Origin of the sequence: Stenotrophomonas sp. HMWF023 (assembly GCF_003060985.1) — a bacterium.
Classification (GTDB): domain Bacteria; phylum Pseudomonadota; class Gammaproteobacteria; order Xanthomonadales; family Xanthomonadaceae; genus Stenotrophomonas; species Stenotrophomonas lactitubi.
Map to the genome: position 1 here is coordinate 1 of NZ_QAIJ01000070.1, position 16,591 is coordinate 16,591.

Consider the following 16,591-nt stretch of genomic DNA (forward strand, 5'->3'; position numbering starts at 1 on the left):
GCACCACCCGCATCAAGGGTTTCCGTCCGGGCAAAGTGCCGGCCAAGGTGATCGAGCAGCGCTTCGGCGCGCAGGTCCGTGGCGAGGCGCTGGACGGCCTGCTGCGCGAAACCTTCGACGCCGCCGTGCGCGAGCACGACCTGCGCATCGTCGGCAGCCCGCGCATCGACAAGGGTGACGAGGGCGAGTTCTCCTTCGTGGCCACCGTCGAAGTGGTGCCGGACTTCGGTGACATCGACGTCAGCAAGCTGACCGTCGTGCGCCACACCGCCGAGATCACCGATGCCGACATCGACCAGATGATCGAAAACCTGCAGACCCAGCGTCGCAGCTGGTCGCCGGTCACCCGTGCCGCACAGGACGGCGACCTGGTCGCACTGGAAACCTGGTCGCAGGCCGGTGACGAGCGCCTGCCGGCGGAAGGCACCGAGAAGGGCAGCATCGTGCTCGGTCAGGGCATGATGTTCGAGACCATCGAGCAGGGCCTGGTCGGCATGGCCAAGGACGAAGAGAAGACCCTGGACGTCGAGTTCCCGGCTGACTGGCGCGTGCCGGCGCTGGCGGGCAAGACCGTGCAGGTCACCGTCAAGGTCACCGACATCTCCGAGCCGGTCGTGCCGGCGGTCGATGAAGCCTTCATCAAGAGCTTCGGTGTGAAGGGCGGCGACGTCGAGCAGTTCCGCAGCGACATCCGTGCCAACCTCGAGCGCGAGCTCAAGGGCGCGCTGATGAACCGCCTGCGTCGTGAAGTCGGCGAGCAGCTGATCGCGGCCTACGCATCGGTGGAAATGCCGCCGCGCCTGGTCGAGAACGAAGCCCGCGCCATGCTGGCCCAGCAGGTCGAGCAGATCCGCCGCAGCGGCCGCAACCCGGGCGAGATCCCGGCCGACGCCCACGAAGGCTTCAAGGACGCTGCTGCCAAGCGCGTGCTGGTCGGCCTGGTGGTCGGCGAAGTGGCCCGCAGCAACGACCTGCGCCTGGAGCCGAAGCGCCTGAATGAAACGATGCGCCTGATCGCCTCGACCTATGAAGAGCCGGAGCAGGTCATTGAGATGTACCGCAACGACCCCCAGCTGATGTCTGGCCTGCAGAACCGCGTGATGGAAGAGCAGGTGATCGACTGGATCGCCGAGCGCGCCCAGCACACTGAAGAAAAGCTGTCGTTCCAGGACGCGATCCGCCAGTAATCCTGGCGGATTGCCGGATACCCCGCGCCAGCCCTGGCGCGGGGGTGTTTCCCCCCAAGATAGGTACCTCACGAAATGGACAACCGAACCAAAGCCCTGAACATGGTTCCCATGGTGGTCGAGCAGACCAGCCGCGGCGAGCGTGCCTACGACATCTATTCGCGCCTGTTGAAGGAGCGCCTGATCTTCCTGGTTGGCCCGATCGACGATCACATGGCCAACGTGGTGGTGGCGCAGCTGCTGTTCCTGGAAGCGGAAAACCCGGAAAAGGACATCAGCATCTACATCAACTCGCCGGGTGGCGTGGTCACCGCCGGCATGGCGATCTACGACACCATGCAGTACATCAAGGCGGACGTGAGCACCATCTGCGTCGGCCAGGCCGCCTCGATGGGCGCGCTGCTGCTGGCTTCCGGTGCAGCCGGCAAGCGCTATGCCCTGCCGAACTCGCGGGTGATGATCCACCAGCCGCTGGGCGGCTTCCAGGGCCAGGCCACCGACATCGACATCCACGCACGCGAGATCCTGACCCTGCGTGCGCGCCTGAACGAAGTGCTGGCCAAGCACACCGGCCAGTCGCTGGAGACCATCGCGCGTGATACCGAGCGCGACAACTTCAAGAGCGCGGTCGATGCGGTCGCCTACGGCCTGGTCGACCAGGTCCTGGAGCGTCGTCCGGAAGAGTCGATCCAGGCCGGCTGACCGGCATCCTCGGGGCCATGGCAGGCCCCGTTCCTGCAGGGTCGGGTGGACTGATGTCCCTCCGGCCCTGTGTTATTCTCGAATCGAACCCCCGTTCAGCGGGTGGCGTAACTGGGTAAGCGAAGCATGAGCGAAGACCGCCAAGGTCGTTCCACGGACACCGGCAAGATCCTCTACTGCTCTTTCTGCGGCAAGAGCCAGCATGAAGTGCGCAAGCTGATTGCCGGTCCGAGCGTGTTCATCTGTGATGAGTGCGTGGAGCTGTGCAACGACATCATCCGTGAAGAGCTTGAGGAAAAGGCGCAGTCGGCGCGCAGTTCGCTGCCCAAGCCGCGCGAGATCCTCGAGGTGCTCGACCAGTACGTGATCGGCCAGAACCGCGCGAAGCGGACGTTGGCCGTGGCCGTGTACAACCACTACAAGCGCATCGAGAGCCGCCAGAAGAACGACGAAGTCGAGCTGGCGAAGTCGAACATCCTGCTGGTCGGTCCGACCGGTTCGGGCAAGACGCTGCTGGCCGAAACCCTGGCCCGCCTGCTCAACGTGCCGTTCACCATGGCCGACGCCACCACGCTGACCGAAGCCGGTTACGTGGGCGAGGACGTGGAGAACATCATCCAGAAGCTGCTGCAGAAGTGCGACTACGACGTCGAGAAGGCACAGCAGGGCATCGTCTACATCGATGAAATCGACAAGATCTCGCGCAAGAGCGAGAACCCGTCGATCACCCGCGATGTGTCCGGCGAAGGCGTCCAGCAGGCCCTGCTGAAGCTGATCGAAGGCACCGTGGCCAGCGTGCCGCCGCAGGGCGGGCGCAAGCATCCGCAGCAGGAATTCCTGCAGGTGGACACCAAGAACATCCTGTTCATCTGCGGCGGCGCGTTTGCCGGGCTGGACAAGGTGATCCAGGCGCGTTCCAACGATTCGGGCGGCATCGGCTTTGGTGCCAAGGTCAAGAGCGCCGAGCGCAAGCAGGAAATCGGCAAGGTGCTGGCCGAAGTCGAGCCGGAAGACCTGATCAAGTTCGGCCTGATTCCCGAGTTCGTGGGCCGCCTGCCGGTGGTCGCGACCCTGGAGGAACTGGACGAGCCGGCCCTGATCCGCATCCTGACCGAGCCGAAGAACGCCATCACCAAGCAGTTCAAGAAGCTGTTCGAGATGGAGAACGTCGAGCTGGAGTTCCGTCCGGACGCGTTGTCGGCCATCGCCAAGAAGGCGCTCAAGCGCAAGACCGGTGCCCGTGGCCTGCGTACCATCGTCGAATCGGTCCTGCTGGACACCATGTATGACCTGCCGTCGCAGGAAAACGTCAGCAAGGTTGTCGTGGATGAGTCGGTGATCGAGCACAAGTCCGAGCCGTACCTGATCTACCAGACCCCACCGGCCCCTGAACAGAAGGCCGCTGGCGCCGAATGATTCTTTCAACTTGTTGAATAGAAAGAATTTTCTCGGAACGTCTTGCATCTGAAAGCCGATGGCCCCATAACGGGGCCATCGGCTTTTTTTGTCTCCGGAAGATGCCCTCCCGGAGACGGTTTTCCCCTTCCCTGGAGCCCCCATGGCCCGTTCCCCAAGTGAGACCCTCGACCTGCCGGTCCTGCCGCTGCGCGACGTAGTGGTATTCCCGCACATGGTCATCCCGCTGTTCGTCGGCCGCGACAAGTCCATGCATGCGCTGGAACAGGCAATGGAAGCGGACAAGCGCATCCTGCTGCTGGCGCAGAAGTCGGCCGAGACCGATGACCCGCAGGCCGCCGACCTCTACCAGGTCGGCACCCTGGCGCAGGTGCTGCAGCTGCTGAAGCTGCCCGACGGCACCATCAAGGTGCTGGTCGAAGGCCTGTCACGCGTGCAGGTGACCAGCGTCAGCGAGCGCGATGGATCGCTGCACGGCCAGGCCGTCGAAATCGACGCCACCGATGCACGTGAGCCGCGCGAGATCGAGGCCATCGCCCGCTCGCTGATGTCGCTGTTCGAGCAGTACGTCAAGACCAACCGCAAGCTGCCGCCGGAGCTGCTGCAGACCCTGGCCGGCATCGATGAGCCGACGCGCCTGGCCGACACCATCGCCGCGCATATCAGCGTGCGGTTGTCTGACAAGCAGCGCCTGCTGGAAACGCTGGCCGTGGGCGAACGCCTGGAGATGCTGGTCGGTCTGGTTGACGGCGAGATCGACGTGCAGCAGATGGAAAAGCGCATCCGCGGCCGCGTGAAGTCGCAGATGGAAAAGAGCCAGCGCGAGTACTACCTCAACGAACAGATGAAGGCCATCCAGAAGGAACTGGGTGACCTGGACGACGCGCCGGGCGAACTGGAAGAGCTGGCGCGCAAGATCGCCGAAGCGGGCATGCCCAAGCCGGTGGAAACCAAGGCGCGCAACGAGCTCAACAAGCTCAAGCAGATGTCGCCGATGTCCGCCGAAGCGGCGGTCGTGCGCAACTACCTGGAATGGCTGCTAGGCGTGCCGTGGAAGAAGCGCAGCAAGGTGCGCAAGGACCTCAAGGCCGCGCAGGACACTCTTGATGCCGATCACTACGGCCTGGAGAAGGTCAAGGAACGCATCCTTGAGTATCTGGCGGTGCAGTCGCGGGTGAAGCAGATGAAGGGCCCGATCCTGTGCCTGGTCGGGCCGCCGGGCGTGGGCAAGACTTCGCTGGGCCAGTCCATCGCCAAGGCCACCAACCGCAAGTTCGTGCGCATGTCGCTGGGCGGCGTGCGCGACGAAGCCGAGATCCGTGGCCACCGTCGTACCTATGTCGGTTCGATGCCGGGCCGCATCGTGCAGAACCTCAACAAGGTCGGCAGCAAGAACCCGCTGTTCGTGCTGGACGAGATCGACAAGATGTCGATGGACTTCCGCGGCGATCCGTCCTCGGCGCTGCTGGAAGTGCTCGACCCCGAGCAGAACAACGCATTCAACGACCACTACCTGGAAGTGGACCTGGACCTGTCCGAAGTGATGTTCGTGGCCACCTCGAACTCGCTCAACATTCCGGGTCCGCTGCTGGACCGCATGGAAGTCATCCGCATCCCCGGTTACACCGAGGATGAGAAGCTCAACATCGCCACCCGTTACCTGGCTCCCAAGCAGATCAAGGCCAATGGCCTGAAGCCGGAAGAGCTGGAGATCGGCAGCGATGCGATCCAGGACATCGTGCGCTACTACACGCGCGAATCCGGCGTGCGCAACCTGGAACGCGAGATCGCCAAGATCTGCCGCAAGGTGGTGAAGGAGATCGCGCTGGGTGGACCGCAGCCGGTGGCGAAGGCGAAGAAGGGCGCACGCAAGTCCAAGGCGCTGGTGAGCGTGTCGAGCAAGAACCTGGACAAGTACCTGGGCGTGCGTCGCTTCGACTTCGGTCGTGCCGAAGAAGAGAACGAGATCGGCCTGGTCACGGGCCTGGCGTGGACCGAAGTCGGTGGCGACCTGCTGCAGATCGAATCGACGCTGGTACCGGGCAAGGGCCAGCTGATCCTGACCGGCCAGCTCGGCAACGTGATGAAGGAATCGGCATCGGCGGCGTTGTCGGTGGTGCGTTCGCGTGCCGAGCGCTTCGGCATCGATGCGGACTTCCTGCAGAAGCACGACGTGCATCTGCATGTGCCCGATGGTGCGACGCCGAAGGATGGCCCCAGTGCCGGTGCGGCAATGGTCACCTCGCTGGTGTCGATGCTGACCAAGGTGGCCGTGCGCGCCGATGTGGCGATGACCGGCGAAATCACCCTGCGTGGTCGCGTCACTGCGATCGGCGGCCTGAAGGAGAAGTTGCTGGCTGCTCTGCGCGGCGGAATCCGCACGGTGATCATCCCTGATGAGAACCGCAAGGATCTTGCCGACATTCCCGCCAACGTCACCCGCGATCTGGAGATCGTGCCGGTGAAGTACATCGATGAAGTGCTCGATCTGGCGCTGGAACGTCCGCTGGCACCCAAGAAGGCGCGCAAGAGTGCGCAGCGCGTCACGGTGCGCAGCAAGGCCAAACCGAGTGGAAACGCGCGCGTCAAGCATTGATGCGTCCTGTCGAAATGCTTGAAACCCGCGTCGTTGCTGGCTTTCCAGCTTGCGTGGGGGTAGGGCCGCTGGTATAAAAGCAGCACTCGCGAATGAGTGATCGCAGTCAGCGCTCACTGAATTCGGCGAACCGTTTCCACATGGCAACCGCATGCAGACGTCGTGCGGTTGCTTCCCTGTCGAATACGCGGAACCCACCGCCAAAGGAGTTGTAAAGAATGAACAAGACCGAATTGATCGATGCCGTTGCTGAAGCTGCCGACCTGACCAAGGCCGAGTCCAGCCGCGCTGTCGATGCCGTCGTTGCTGCCGTCACCAAGGCGCTGAAGGACGGCGATGCGGTCACCCTGGTTGGCTTCGGTACCTTCCAGGTCCGCGACCGTGCTGCCCGCACCGGCCGCAACCCGAAGACCGGCGACACCATCAAGATCGCTGCTTCGAAGAATCCGTCGTTCAAGGCTGGTAAGGCCCTGAAGGATGCTGTAAACTAAGCGGCTCGCTGGGGTGCTTAGCTCAGCGGTAGAGCGTCTCCTTTACACGGAGAGGGTCGGGGGTTCGAAACCCTCAGCACCCACCACAGCACCGCGGTAAGTTTGAAATGTGGAGCGGTAGTTCAGCTGGTTAGAATGCTGGCCTGTCACGCCGGAGGTCGCGGGTTCGAGTCCCGTCCGCTCCGCCATTTTCAACGAGGCCCCCGGCCGAAAAGCTGGGGGCCTTGTTTTCTCTCCAACCACCCGGTTGCAGAGAAAACAAAGAGGTCTGCAATACGGAGCGGTAGTTCAGCTGGTTAGAATGCTGGCCTGTCACGCCGGAGGTCGCGGGTTCGAGTCCCGTCCGCTCCGCCATTGCAAAACTCTTAAATCCTCGTGAAAAAACTTTGAAAAAAGTGTTCAGCGGGGTAGGTTTTCAGGAAGTCTTCGGATATACTGAGCGCCTGCAAAGTTTCAAGCGCGGAGCGGTAGTTCAGCTGGTTAGAATGCTGGCCTGTCACGCCGGAGGTCGCGGGTTCGAGTCCCGTCCGCTCCGCCAACTCTAAGAGCCCTCGACGCAAGTCGGGGGCTTTTTCTTTGCGTCGTTTTCATCTTTTGATGGGCGCGATCGTGCCGATCGCCTGGCCAGGATGGCGGCAGACCCCGCCGGCACTGCTTTTGGTCCACGCCGCGAAGCGGGTTACACTGCCGGGCTCGCCAATCAAGCCTTGTGATTCCTCACCATGCTGCAGAAACTCCGCGACAAGACCTCAGGCTGGATCGTTACCGTGATCCTGGGGCTGCTGATGATTCCGTTCCTGTTCGTCATCGACAACAGCTACCTCGGTGGCGTCGGCGCACAGAACGTCGCCAAGGTTTCGGCACCGCCGACCTGGTGGCGCTCGGCACCGTCCTGGTGGCCGGTGCGCATGATGTGGCAGCACCATGAGATCAGCGCACAGGACTTCCGCACCCGTTTCGAGCAGGAACGCATGCGCGAACGCCAGCAGCAGGGCGAGAACTTCGACCCGCGCGCGTTCGAAAGCACCGAGAACAAAATGGCCGTGCTCGACCAGTTGATCGACGAGCAGGTCGTGCGCCTGGTCGGTGAGCAAGCCGGTGTCGTGATTGGCGACGGCGCTGTGCGCGAATACATCACCACCATTCCGGGCTTCCTGGGCGCCGATGGCAAGTTCAGCGAAAGCAATTACCGTCTGGCCCTGGCCGGTGGCAATCCGCCGCGCACGCCGACCCAGTTCCAGGAACTGGTGCGTGAGAGCCTGCAGCAGTCGGTGATCCCGTCGGGCCTGCAGAACTCCGGCTTTGTCACCCAGGCCGAGACCGAGCGTCTGTTGAAGCTGCTAGGCGAGACCCGCGATGTGGAACTGGCCGCGCTGCCGGAAGTTCCGGTTGATACCGCGCCGGTGACCGATGAGCAGATCAAGCAGTGGTACGACAGCCATGGCAAGGATTTCCGCCAGGCCGAATCGGTGTCGCTGGAATATGTCGAGCTCAATGGTGCGAACCTGCCGGCGCCGACCGCGGCCGACGAGGCGACCCTGCGCAAGCGCTATGAAGACGAGAAGGCCAAGTTCACCACGCCGGAACAGCGCCAGGCGGCGCATATCCTGATCACCGGCGACGGTGCTGAAGCCAAGGCCGCCAAGCTGGCTGTCGAAGCAAAGGCGGCAGGCGCCGACTTTGCCGCACTGGCCAAGGCAAACTCGGAAGATCCGGGTTCCAAGGCGCAGGGCGGTGACCTGGGTTGGGTGGAACGTGGCGCGATGGTCAAGCCGTTTGAAGACGCACTGTTTGGCGCCAAGGCCGGTGAAGTGATCGGCCCGGTCAAGACCGACTTCGGCTTCCACATCATCAAGGTCGCTGCGGTTCGTGGCGGTCAGGGCAAGTCGTTTGAAGAAGTGCGTGACACCCTGGCCGCCGAGCAGCTGAAGGCCGACGGTGAGCGTGGCTTCAACGATCTGGCAGGCCGCCTGGTCGATGCCATCAACAAGAGCCCGAGCGACCTGGCCGCGGCCGCCAAGGACGTCGGCCTGTCGATGCAGACGCTGGGCCCGATCACGCGCACCACCGCCACCGGCATTGCCGCTGATCCGGCCGTGCTGCGTGCTGCCTTCTCCGACGTCCTGGTGCAGGACGGTACCGCCAGCGATCCGATCGCCCTGGGTGGCAGCAGCAACCACAGCGTGGTGATCCGTGTTGCCGCGCATACCCCGGAGCAGGCGATGCCGTTGGACAAGGCGCGTGAGCAGGTGATCGCCGCGATCCGTGCCGACCGCCAGCGCCAGGCCGGTGACAAGGCCGCCGATGCCCTGCTGGCCAAGCTGAAGGCGGGCGCGACCCTGCAGTCGCTGGCCGCCAGCGAGAAGCTGCAGCTGAGCCCGATGCCGGGCCTGCCGCGCAGCCAGCCGGTGCCGACTCCGGAAATCAACCGTGCGATCTTCAGCGCGCCGGTGCCGGCCGAGGGCAAGCCGAGCTACGGCAAGGTCGATGTCAACGGCCATGCGCTGGTCTTCGCGGTGAACAAGGTCAACCCGGGCGACATCAAGGAAGTGACCGCCGAACAGCAGAAGCAGCTGAAGGACCAGCTGAGCCAGATCGACGGCATGGCTGCGGCCAAGGCCTACATCGAGGCGATGCGCAAGCAGTTCTTGATCCAGACCACCGAAGCGAACCTGTAAGCCCTCTGGCGAGCAGGAACGAAAAGGCCCGGCATTGCCGGGCCTTTTTTGTTGTCGCAACCTCGATCAAACCGTGACCCGAGCAATGAGTGCCGACCAAGGTCGGCCGCTACCAGAAGCGACACGCGTCTGCTCCTGCTCTTCATCTTCTGATCCGTGGGTGCCACCGGAAACTGTCCGCGGCCGGGCAGGTGGGCTGCGCAGGGGCGTGAGCCGCATGGATGCGGCGACCGAGCTTACAGGGATGTACTTGCAGCGGCCCCTGCGCAGCTCACCTGCCTGACCGCACACAAGCGATCCAGGCACCGCGAGGGGCTCCGCCGTTGGCCGGAAACCGCGCGGCAGCGCCGCGCCGACCTCAATCTTCGACGCGCAGTACCGCGCCTGGCTTCAGCACGCTGCTGCCGCTCAAGCCGTTCAGCGACAACAGTGCCTTGACCGGCATGCCGTAGCGGCGGGCGATGGTCCAGGCCGATTCGCCGTTGCGCACGGTGTGGCGACGGTTGCGCGGGCGATCAGCAGCCGACGCGACCACCTTTGCCACCTGCGGGCTCGGCGCAGCGCTGGCGGTGCTGGCCAGTGCGGTGGCAACGGCCGGGCTGGCGATGTCGGCAACGTTCGCGTTGGACGCCGAAACCGGGGCCAGTACGCGGGCCGTGCCTGACGGGCGGTTGCCGGCGGCCAGTGCCGGATTCAAGCGGGCGATCTTCGCCGGGTCCAGAGCGCGCTGGGCGGCCCACTGCTGGACGCTGGTGCCCGCCGGCAGGGTGTGGTCCTTCAGCACCGGGACGGTGCGGTCCAGCGAGGCCATCACGCCCGGCTGGTCTTCCACGTCTTCCAGCACGCAGGCCAGGGCATGCAGCTTCTCGACGTAGGCGTGGGTGACCGGCGACAGCCCGGGCAGGCCGGCCGGCTTGGCGTTCTGCGCGTTCATGCCGGCCTTGCGCATGGACTGCAGCACGCGGTACTCGCCGGCGTTGTAGGCCATGGTGGCCAGGCGCCAGTCACCGCCGAACATGCCATGCAGGGTCTTCAGGTAGCGCACGGCGGCCTGCGTGGACTCCACTGCCGACAGCCGGCCGTCGTAGTTGTTGCTCATCGGCACGCGATGGTTGCGTGCGGTGGTGGCGATGAACTGCCACAGGCCGGTCGGGCCGCTGCCGTTACGGGCATTGGGCCGGTAGCCGCTTTCGACGAACGGAATCAGGGCGAATTCGGTGGGCAGATTGGCTTTGCGCAGCTCTTCGACCACATAGCCGAACAGCACCAGCGCGTCGTCATCCTGGTTGGCCAGCCGCGAAGGAGCGTGGGCGAACTGCTTCTGCCAGCGCGGGCTGGTGGCCTCGGCGTCGCAGCTCGGTTCAGCCAGGCCGTCGCGGAAGCTGGAGAAGATCTCCTGGCCGTTGCGTACCGATGCGGCCGGCAGCGTCGACGGATCCAGCGGCAGGGCTGAGGCGGCGGTCAGGTTCTGGCTGATGCCGGCGCCCAGCGATTGTGCGCCGGCAGTTCCGGCCAACCCCAGGACAAGACCCAGGGCCAGCGGCAGACTTCGGCGACTCATGCGCGGAAGCCGTCTTTCCAGTGCCGGAGACCGGCCATGACGTCGACGTCGTCCACGACCTCGCGCCCCAGGTGCGCCGACACGGCCGCGCGGATGGGCGCAGTGTGGGTACGCAGGAACGGATTACAGGCAATTTCATCGGCCAGGGATACTGGCAGGGTGGAACGGTCATCGCGGCGCATGGCCAAAGCCTCCTCTTGGCGCTGCAACAAGGCAGCGTTGGCGGGGTCGACATGCCGCGCGAAGACGGCATTTGACACGGTGTACTCGTGAGCGCAACACAGCAGCAGTTGCGCGGGCAGGGCACCCAGCTTGCGCATCGATGCCAGCAGCTGGGACGGCGTACCTTCGAACAGGCGTCCACAGCCCAAGCTGAACAACGAATCTCCGCTGAAAAGCTGTTCAGCGGTGTGAAACGCGATGTGGCTGCGGGTGTGCCCGGGGACGGATAGTACGTGGAACATCTGGCCCAGTGCCTGAACACGTTCACCTTCACCGACCCGCTCGGTGGCCATCGGGATGCGCTCTTCGACCGGTGCAACCACGCGCACGCCGGGGAAACGCGCCTGCAATGCCGGCACTCCGTCGATGTGGTCGTCGTGGTGGTGGGTGAGCAGGATGGTGTCCACGCGCACCCCCTGCGCAGCCAGCGCCAGTACCGGCGCAGCGTCACCGGGATCGACGACCACGGCAGCACCGTCGTCGGCGATCAGCATCCAGATGTAGTTGTCCGCAAATGCGGGCAGGGCAGTCAGTCGCATAGAATTGGACCATGCCCGCGCTGCAGAGCACCCGTCAAGCGAGCCAGGCCCCGTGGTTCGACAGCGAACCGGCGGAGGCCTTGCGCGTGCTCGAACGGCAACTGCTGCTGCCGCAGCTGTCGCTGCTGCCGACCCGGCCCTGGTTGTGGATCGCCCCCAGCGCCGCCTGGCTGGCTGATGCGCAGCTGGGCGGGCGTGGCCTGCGCCTGCATCGCGAGGGCACTGGCTACGCTGGCGATACCCGCTGCGCACTGCCGTTGCCGCTGCCCAACGAGAGCGTCAACGCCATCGTGCTGCAGCATGTGACCGTCGGTGATGCCGACCATCTGCTGGACGAATGCGAGCGCGTGTTGATGCCCGGCGGCCATCTGTGGCTGACCAGCCTCAATCCGTTCAGCCCGTTCCGCGCCCGCTGGCGCCAGCACGGGCTGGCGGTGCGCACGCCGCAGCGGATCCGCCAGCTGCTGCAGCGCCACGGGCTGGAATGCGAGGACACGCGCTACTTGGGGCCGATGTGGCAGGGTGCCGGCAGCCGCCGTCGCGGCGGCTGGGCCCCCCTGCGCGCGGCCTGTCTGTTCCACGCCGAAAAACGCACGCTGGCCCTGCCCGGGCCAACCCCGTTGCCCGTGCGCTGGCACGGCACCGTTGCTACCTGATCTGGAGTTGTATTGAAAACCATCGAAATCCACACCGACGGTTCCTGCCTCGGCAATCCCGGCCCCGGCGGCTGGGCGGCGCTGCTGCGTTACAAGGGGCATGAGCGCGAACTGAGCGGTGGTGAAGCGCATACCACCAACAATCGGATGGAGCTGATGGCGGCCATTTCCGGCCTGGAGTCGCTGACCGAACCCTGCGAGATCGTCCTCTACACCGATTCGCAGTATGTACGGCAGGGCCTGACCCAGTGGCTGCCGGGCTGGATCCGCAAGAACTGGAAGACCGCCGGCGGTGATCCGGTGAAGAACCGTGAACTGTGGGAGCGCCTGCAGGCAGCCACGCTGCGACACCAGATCGACTGGCGCTGGGTGAAAGGCCACTCCGGCGACCCGGACAATGAACGCGTGGATACCCTGGCCCGCAACGCCGCGATCCAGATCCGCGACGGCAGCCCGGTAAACTGAGCCCATGCGTCAGATCATCCTTGATACCGAAACCACCGGCCTGGAGTGGAAGAAGGGCAACCGCGTCGTCGAAATCGGCTGCGTCGAGTTGTTCAAGCGCCGCCCGACCGGCAACACCTATCACCAGTACCTGAAGCCTGACTGCGAATTCGAACAGGGCGCGCAGGAAGTTACCGGCCTGACCCTGGAGTTCCTGGCCGACAAGCCGCAGTTCGCGCAGGTCGTGGAGGAGTTCCTGGCCTTCATCGATGGCGCCGAGCTGATCATCCACAACGCGGCGTTCGATCTGGGCTTCCTCGATAACGAGTTGTCCCTGCTCGGCGAGCAGTACGGCAAGATCACCGATCGCTGCACGGTGATCGATACCCTGGCGCTGGCGCGCGAACGTTTCCCGGGCCAACGCAACTCGCTGGATGCGCTGTGCAAGCGGCTGGGCGTGGACAACTCGCACCGCGCCCTGCATGGCGGTCTGCTGGATGCGCAGATCCTGGGCGATGTGTACATCGCGCTGACCTCGGGCCAGGAGGAGATCGGCTTCGGGCTGGGCGATGATGATGCCGGTGGCGCAGCGGCGTTGCAGGCGTTCGATGCGTCCAAGCTGCTGCCGCGCCCGCGCGTGGTGGCCACGCCGTCGGAACAGGAAGCGCATGCGGCGCGTCTGGAGCGGCTGCGCAAGAAGGCCGGCCACGCGTTGTGGGACGGCCCGAAGGTGGAAGAGGCTGCGAGCGCGTAGGCGACCGCGGCAGCTACGCGTGGCGGAGTGACAGGTGCGAAATGCAGCCACGCATGGCGTGGCTCTACCGTAGATCCACGCCATGCGTGGATGCCGTTGCTCAGTGGCAGCGCACCAGGATCACGGTGATGTTGTCCGATGACGCGCCAGCGCAATCGCGCTGCCGCCCCACAATTTGCGTTGCAAATCGTGGGCCCCGTCTCACCAGCATCCATACCCCCGCCGCTTCGCGGCCGCCCCCTGACTCAGGGGGCTTCCCTCCAGCCGGCTTCAGTGGCAGCGCACCAGGATCACGGTGATGTTGTCCGAGCCGCCGCCGTCTAGGGCGGTGGCGACCAGGCTGTCCACGCATTCCTGCGCGCTGGCATCGTCGAAGGCGAGGGTGCGGGCGATGCCGCGGTCATCCACTTCCTCGGTCAGGCCATCACTGCACAGCAGCAACTGCATGCCCGGCCGCAGCTCGCCGCTGGTGGTCGCCACGTTCAGGTGTGCCGGGTCGGTGACGCCCAGTGCCTGGGTGACCACGTTGCGGTGCGGATGGGCGCGCGCCTGCTCGGCGGTCAGGTTGCCCTGCGCGACCAGTTCCTGCACCACGCTGTGGTCCTGACTGAGCTGGGCAAGCTGGCCATCGCGCCACAGATAGGCGCGGCTGTCGCCGACCCAGGCCACTTCGTAGCGGTTGCCCTGCACCCGTGCAGCGACCACGGTAGTGCCCATCGGCAGGCTGTCGTTGCGCCGGCGCGAGGCACGGATGATCTCTTCGTCGGCCGTGCGGATCGCCTGCGCCAACGGCGCGCCACGGCGGATCTCGCGGACGATGGTCTCGCGCGCCAGTGCGCTGGCCACTTCGCCGCAGGCGTGCCCGCCCATGCCGTCGGCCACCAGCCACAGGGCCAGCTCGCCGTCACCGTAATAGGTGTCCTCGTTGAGCTCGCGGCGCAGGCCGGGGTGGGTGAGATGTCCGAATTCGATCATGGTGGGTGCTGGGGACGGGGTAATGCCGGGGAGAACGGCATCATCACGGCCAAGCGGACATCCGGCAAGCCATGCAGTCAGGAAAATTTCACTTCATCGGGCGTAATGACTTGTCGTCAGCCGCGCTTCCTCGTATGATGCGCGTCCCCGGTTCGCCGGGGAACATCTGGAGAGGTGGCAGAGCGGTTGAATGTACCTGACTCGAAATCAGGCAGGCGTTTATAGCGCCTCGGGGGTTCGAATCCCCCCCTCTCCGCCAGATAAAAAGAAAAAGGGCTGCCGAAAGGCGGCCCTTTTTCTTTTTATCTGGCGCGGGGATGCGACGGCGCTGCGCGCGTCGCCCCAAACGTTGCGATGCAACGTTCGGGCCCCTCCCTTTGCCGTCCGCCCCTGTTCCAGTAGATCCACGCCATGCGTGGATGCTCCTGGCGGGAGGTACGCCGGGCAGGGAAGAAAGCCGCCCGTTGGCGGCTCCTTTCCATCTTCAACCTCAGAACCTGTAGCCCAGCCCCAGCTGTATGCCGTTCTGGGACTGCCCGTCACGACGCTCGCCCACGTAGTCGATCATGATCGACAGCCGGTCGCTGGCACGACTGGTCACGCCCAGATTCCAGGCCAGCACCTGTTCGCCCACCACCTGGCTGCTGCTGCCGAATAACAGGTCCGGGGCGGCAGCAAAGCCGGTGCTGTAGCGGGCCTGGGTATCGCCCAGTTCCTTCTGCCAGACCACGCGGGCACGCGGCGTGATGCGCTCGCCGCTGTTGCCTTCGAACGTCTTGAACAACTGCAGGCCGACACCGACGCGGAGGCTCTCCAGGCTGCCACTGCGGCCGACCAGTGCGGCCGCGTCCTGGCCCTCGTTGAAGCGCGTGGCCGAGGTGCGGGTGTAGTCGATCACTGGCAGCAGCGGCTGGATCACTAGACCCTTGCCCGTGGTAAAGGAGAACGCGTGCTCCAGGCGTGCGGTAATCGCATCGTTGCTGTATTTCGCACGCAGGGGGGCCTGCAGGCCGTCGATGCCATCGATGCTGCGGCGGGTGTCGTGGCGAAGATCGGTATAGCGGACAGCGGCGGACAGGTAACCGCGCGAATAGAGTGCATCCACGTAGCCGCCAATATCCAGTGCACGGACATCGCCAGTGAAGCCTGCGCCATCGCTGGATTTTGTCGACATGTCGGCCGCAGCAAGGCTCACGCCCAGGGTTACGCGGTCGTCTGCGAGGCGGGTATCGGCACCGAGCGCAATGCCACCGATGGTGTGGCTCAGGCCGGCGACACCGCCGTCACCCTCGATACGGCCGTGGCTGGCGAAACCCCGCGCCCAGAGGCCACGGTTGCGGCTCGTATCTTCCGCACCGTTGCCTGCTTCCGATGGTGCGACCAGATGCATCGCCAGCTGGTTGAACAGTCGATTGCCGGTCATCGCCGATTGCACCGATGCCACCTGTGCCGCAAGGCCATCGGCATCACCGCCGCTGCGCGATGCGGTCTGATGCTGCTGCACCACGTTGCCGATGCTGCCGACCAGTGCGTTGTCGGCCAGGCGCAGGCTGGCATGTGCATCGCCGCGCAGCGCCCCGGCCTGATGCGCGACGACGTCCCGGTCGGCGAACTGCAGAGCGCCCAGCAGGCTACTCATCGATGCCGTGCGCTGTGCCGCCGCCTGTTGCAGCGCAACGCCCAACCCATCACCGGATTGGGCATTGGCGAACAGGCCGGTGTCATCGAAGGAGGGATTGGCCGTCAGCCACAGGCCGCTGCCAGTCTGGTTGACAGTGAAGCTGAGCAGCGAGTTGTGGCGGGGACGGAACACGGCGCCCGGCGCCGTGAGATCAACCGCGCTGCCCGCCTCGCCGCTGCGTTCAACGTACTGGAAGCGTCCTTCGATGAAGTCCGACACCGGAGCAGGGCGGGTCATGGTGGTGGGCGTAGCCGTTCGGCACCACAGGCCTGCGTACTCGCCATTGGATGGGCTGCAGGGGGCGACAGGCAATTGCAGGGCGGCGGAATCCACCTGGGTTCCCACCAGATGATTCTCCTGCCCTGCCGGGAAGAATGCCTGCTTCACGTCCAGCGTCAGCTTGGCTGTGGGCGCAATACCCAGTACTGCACGGTTGATGTTTCCGATCAGGTTGTAGTCGCTCGATCGCCTGTCCTCCTCGACCAGGAAGTAACGGGCCTCTTCCAGCGTCAGTGACGGTGCGGTGCGCTGGCTGTCGACCTGGAAGGCCAGGTTGGCCCCGTCATTGAGGTTGATGTAGCGGCCCTTTCCGATCCGGAAGCGTTCGCTGGTGAAAACGTCGTCGCCGCCCGGTGCAAGCGCCTCCAGCGAGTATGGACGCATGACGATGCCGGACGGTGCCAGCGTTC

13 protein-coding genes and 5 tRNA genes are annotated in these 16,591 nt (G+C 64.9%); 14 read left to right on the plus strand and 4 right to left on the minus strand.

The genetic code is table 11. The features are described 5' to 3' along the window. The 10 genes from tig to DBR20_RS02850 all read left to right on the plus strand — a co-directional run. Positions 1 to 1,187: trigger factor (tig, locus tag DBR20_RS02805; RefSeq protein WP_108265115.1), on the plus strand; the 1,187-nt coding region annotated here is incomplete at its 5' end. A gap of 75 nt (positions 1,188 to 1,262) precedes the next feature. Beyond that, entirely contained in the window at positions 1,263 to 1,889 is a 627-nt protein-coding gene (clpP, locus tag DBR20_RS02810) for an ATP-dependent Clp endopeptidase proteolytic subunit ClpP (RefSeq protein ID WP_108265116.1), read from the plus strand. A gap of 126 nt (positions 1,890 to 2,015) precedes the next feature. Next, positions 2,016 to 3,305, plus strand: coding sequence for an ATP-dependent Clp protease ATP-binding subunit ClpX (clpX, locus tag DBR20_RS02815; protein WP_108265117.1), 1,290 nt, complete (start codon positions 2,016 to 2,018; stop codon positions 3,303 to 3,305). Between the two features lie 142 nt (positions 3,306 to 3,447). Beyond that, positions 3,448 to 5,901: an endopeptidase La gene (gene lon, locus DBR20_RS02820; RefSeq protein ID WP_108265118.1), complete on the plus strand. Its 2,454-nt coding sequence runs from the start codon at positions 3,448 to 3,450 to the stop codon at positions 5,899 to 5,901. Between the two features lie 218 nt (positions 5,902 to 6,119). Beyond that, entirely contained in the window at positions 6,120 to 6,392 is a 273-nt protein-coding gene (locus DBR20_RS02825) for an HU family DNA-binding protein (protein WP_004146343.1), read from the plus strand. An 11-nt stretch (positions 6,393 to 6,403) separates the two neighbouring features. Further along, positions 6,404 to 6,478 (plus strand) — tRNA-Val (locus DBR20_RS02830). A gap of 25 nt (positions 6,479 to 6,503) precedes the next feature. Next, positions 6,504 to 6,580, plus strand: a tRNA-Asp gene (locus DBR20_RS02835). An 89-nt stretch (positions 6,581 to 6,669) separates the two neighbouring features. Beyond that, positions 6,670 to 6,746 (plus strand) — tRNA-Asp (locus tag DBR20_RS02840). Positions 6,747 to 6,853: 107 nt separating this feature from the next. Further along, a tRNA-Asp gene (locus DBR20_RS02845) sits at positions 6,854 to 6,930 on the plus strand. Positions 6,931 to 7,114: 184 nt separating this feature from the next. After that, a complete protein-coding gene (locus DBR20_RS02850; protein WP_108265119.1) occupies positions 7,115 to 9,070 on the plus strand; it encodes a peptidyl-prolyl cis-trans isomerase in 1,956 nt (651 codons plus the stop codon). Between the two features lie 358 nt (positions 9,071 to 9,428). Here DBR20_RS02850 and DBR20_RS02855 read toward each other — a convergent pair whose 3' ends face one another. Further along, positions 9,429 to 10,631 carry a lytic transglycosylase domain-containing protein gene (locus DBR20_RS02855; RefSeq protein ID WP_108265120.1) on the minus strand — a complete coding sequence of 401 codons (1,203 nt, stop codon included), beginning with the start codon at positions 10,629 to 10,631 and terminating at the stop codon, positions 9,429 to 9,431. Further along, positions 10,628 to 11,392, minus strand: a complete 765-nt coding sequence (gene gloB, locus DBR20_RS02860; protein WP_108265121.1) for a hydroxyacylglutathione hydrolase — start codon at positions 11,390 to 11,392, stop codon at positions 10,628 to 10,630. Before gloB ends, DBR20_RS02855 begins: the two co-directional genes overlap by 4 nt. Before the next feature lie 11 nt (positions 11,393 to 11,403). Between gloB and DBR20_RS02865 the strand changes: the two genes are divergently transcribed. The 3 genes from DBR20_RS02865 to dnaQ are packed head-to-tail and all read left to right on the plus strand — an operon-like array spanning position 11,404 to position 13,246. Continuing rightward, entirely contained in the window at positions 11,404 to 12,048 is a 645-nt protein-coding gene (locus DBR20_RS02865; protein WP_108265122.1) for a hypothetical protein, read from the plus strand. Between the two features lie 12 nt (positions 12,049 to 12,060). Further along, positions 12,061 to 12,513: a ribonuclease HI gene (rnhA, locus tag DBR20_RS02870; protein WP_025878155.1), complete on the plus strand. Its 453-nt coding sequence runs from the start codon at positions 12,061 to 12,063 to the stop codon at positions 12,511 to 12,513. 4 nt (positions 12,514 to 12,517) lie between these two features. Next, complete coding sequence (gene dnaQ, locus DBR20_RS02875; protein ID WP_100463376.1) at positions 12,518 to 13,246, plus strand: DNA polymerase III subunit epsilon; 729 nt, start codon at positions 12,518 to 12,520, stop codon at positions 13,244 to 13,246. 270 nt (positions 13,247 to 13,516) lie between these two features. Here the strand turns inward: dnaQ and DBR20_RS02880 are convergent, their stop codons facing one another. Further along, complete coding sequence (locus DBR20_RS02880; RefSeq protein ID WP_099819184.1) at positions 13,517 to 14,221, minus strand: protein phosphatase 2C domain-containing protein; 705 nt, start codon at positions 14,219 to 14,221, stop codon at positions 13,517 to 13,519. Positions 14,222 to 14,389: 168 nt separating this feature from the next. Here DBR20_RS02880 and DBR20_RS02885 point away from each other — a divergent pair. After that, positions 14,390 to 14,480: transfer RNA gene (locus DBR20_RS02885), tRNA-Ser, on the plus strand. A 231-nt stretch (positions 14,481 to 14,711) separates the two neighbouring features. On the opposite strand, the gene DBR20_RS02890 is transcribed toward DBR20_RS02885, so the two are convergent. After that, on the minus strand, positions 14,712 to 16,591 hold a 1,880-nt coding region (locus DBR20_RS02890), incomplete at its 5' end, for an autotransporter outer membrane beta-barrel domain-containing protein (protein ID WP_258223190.1).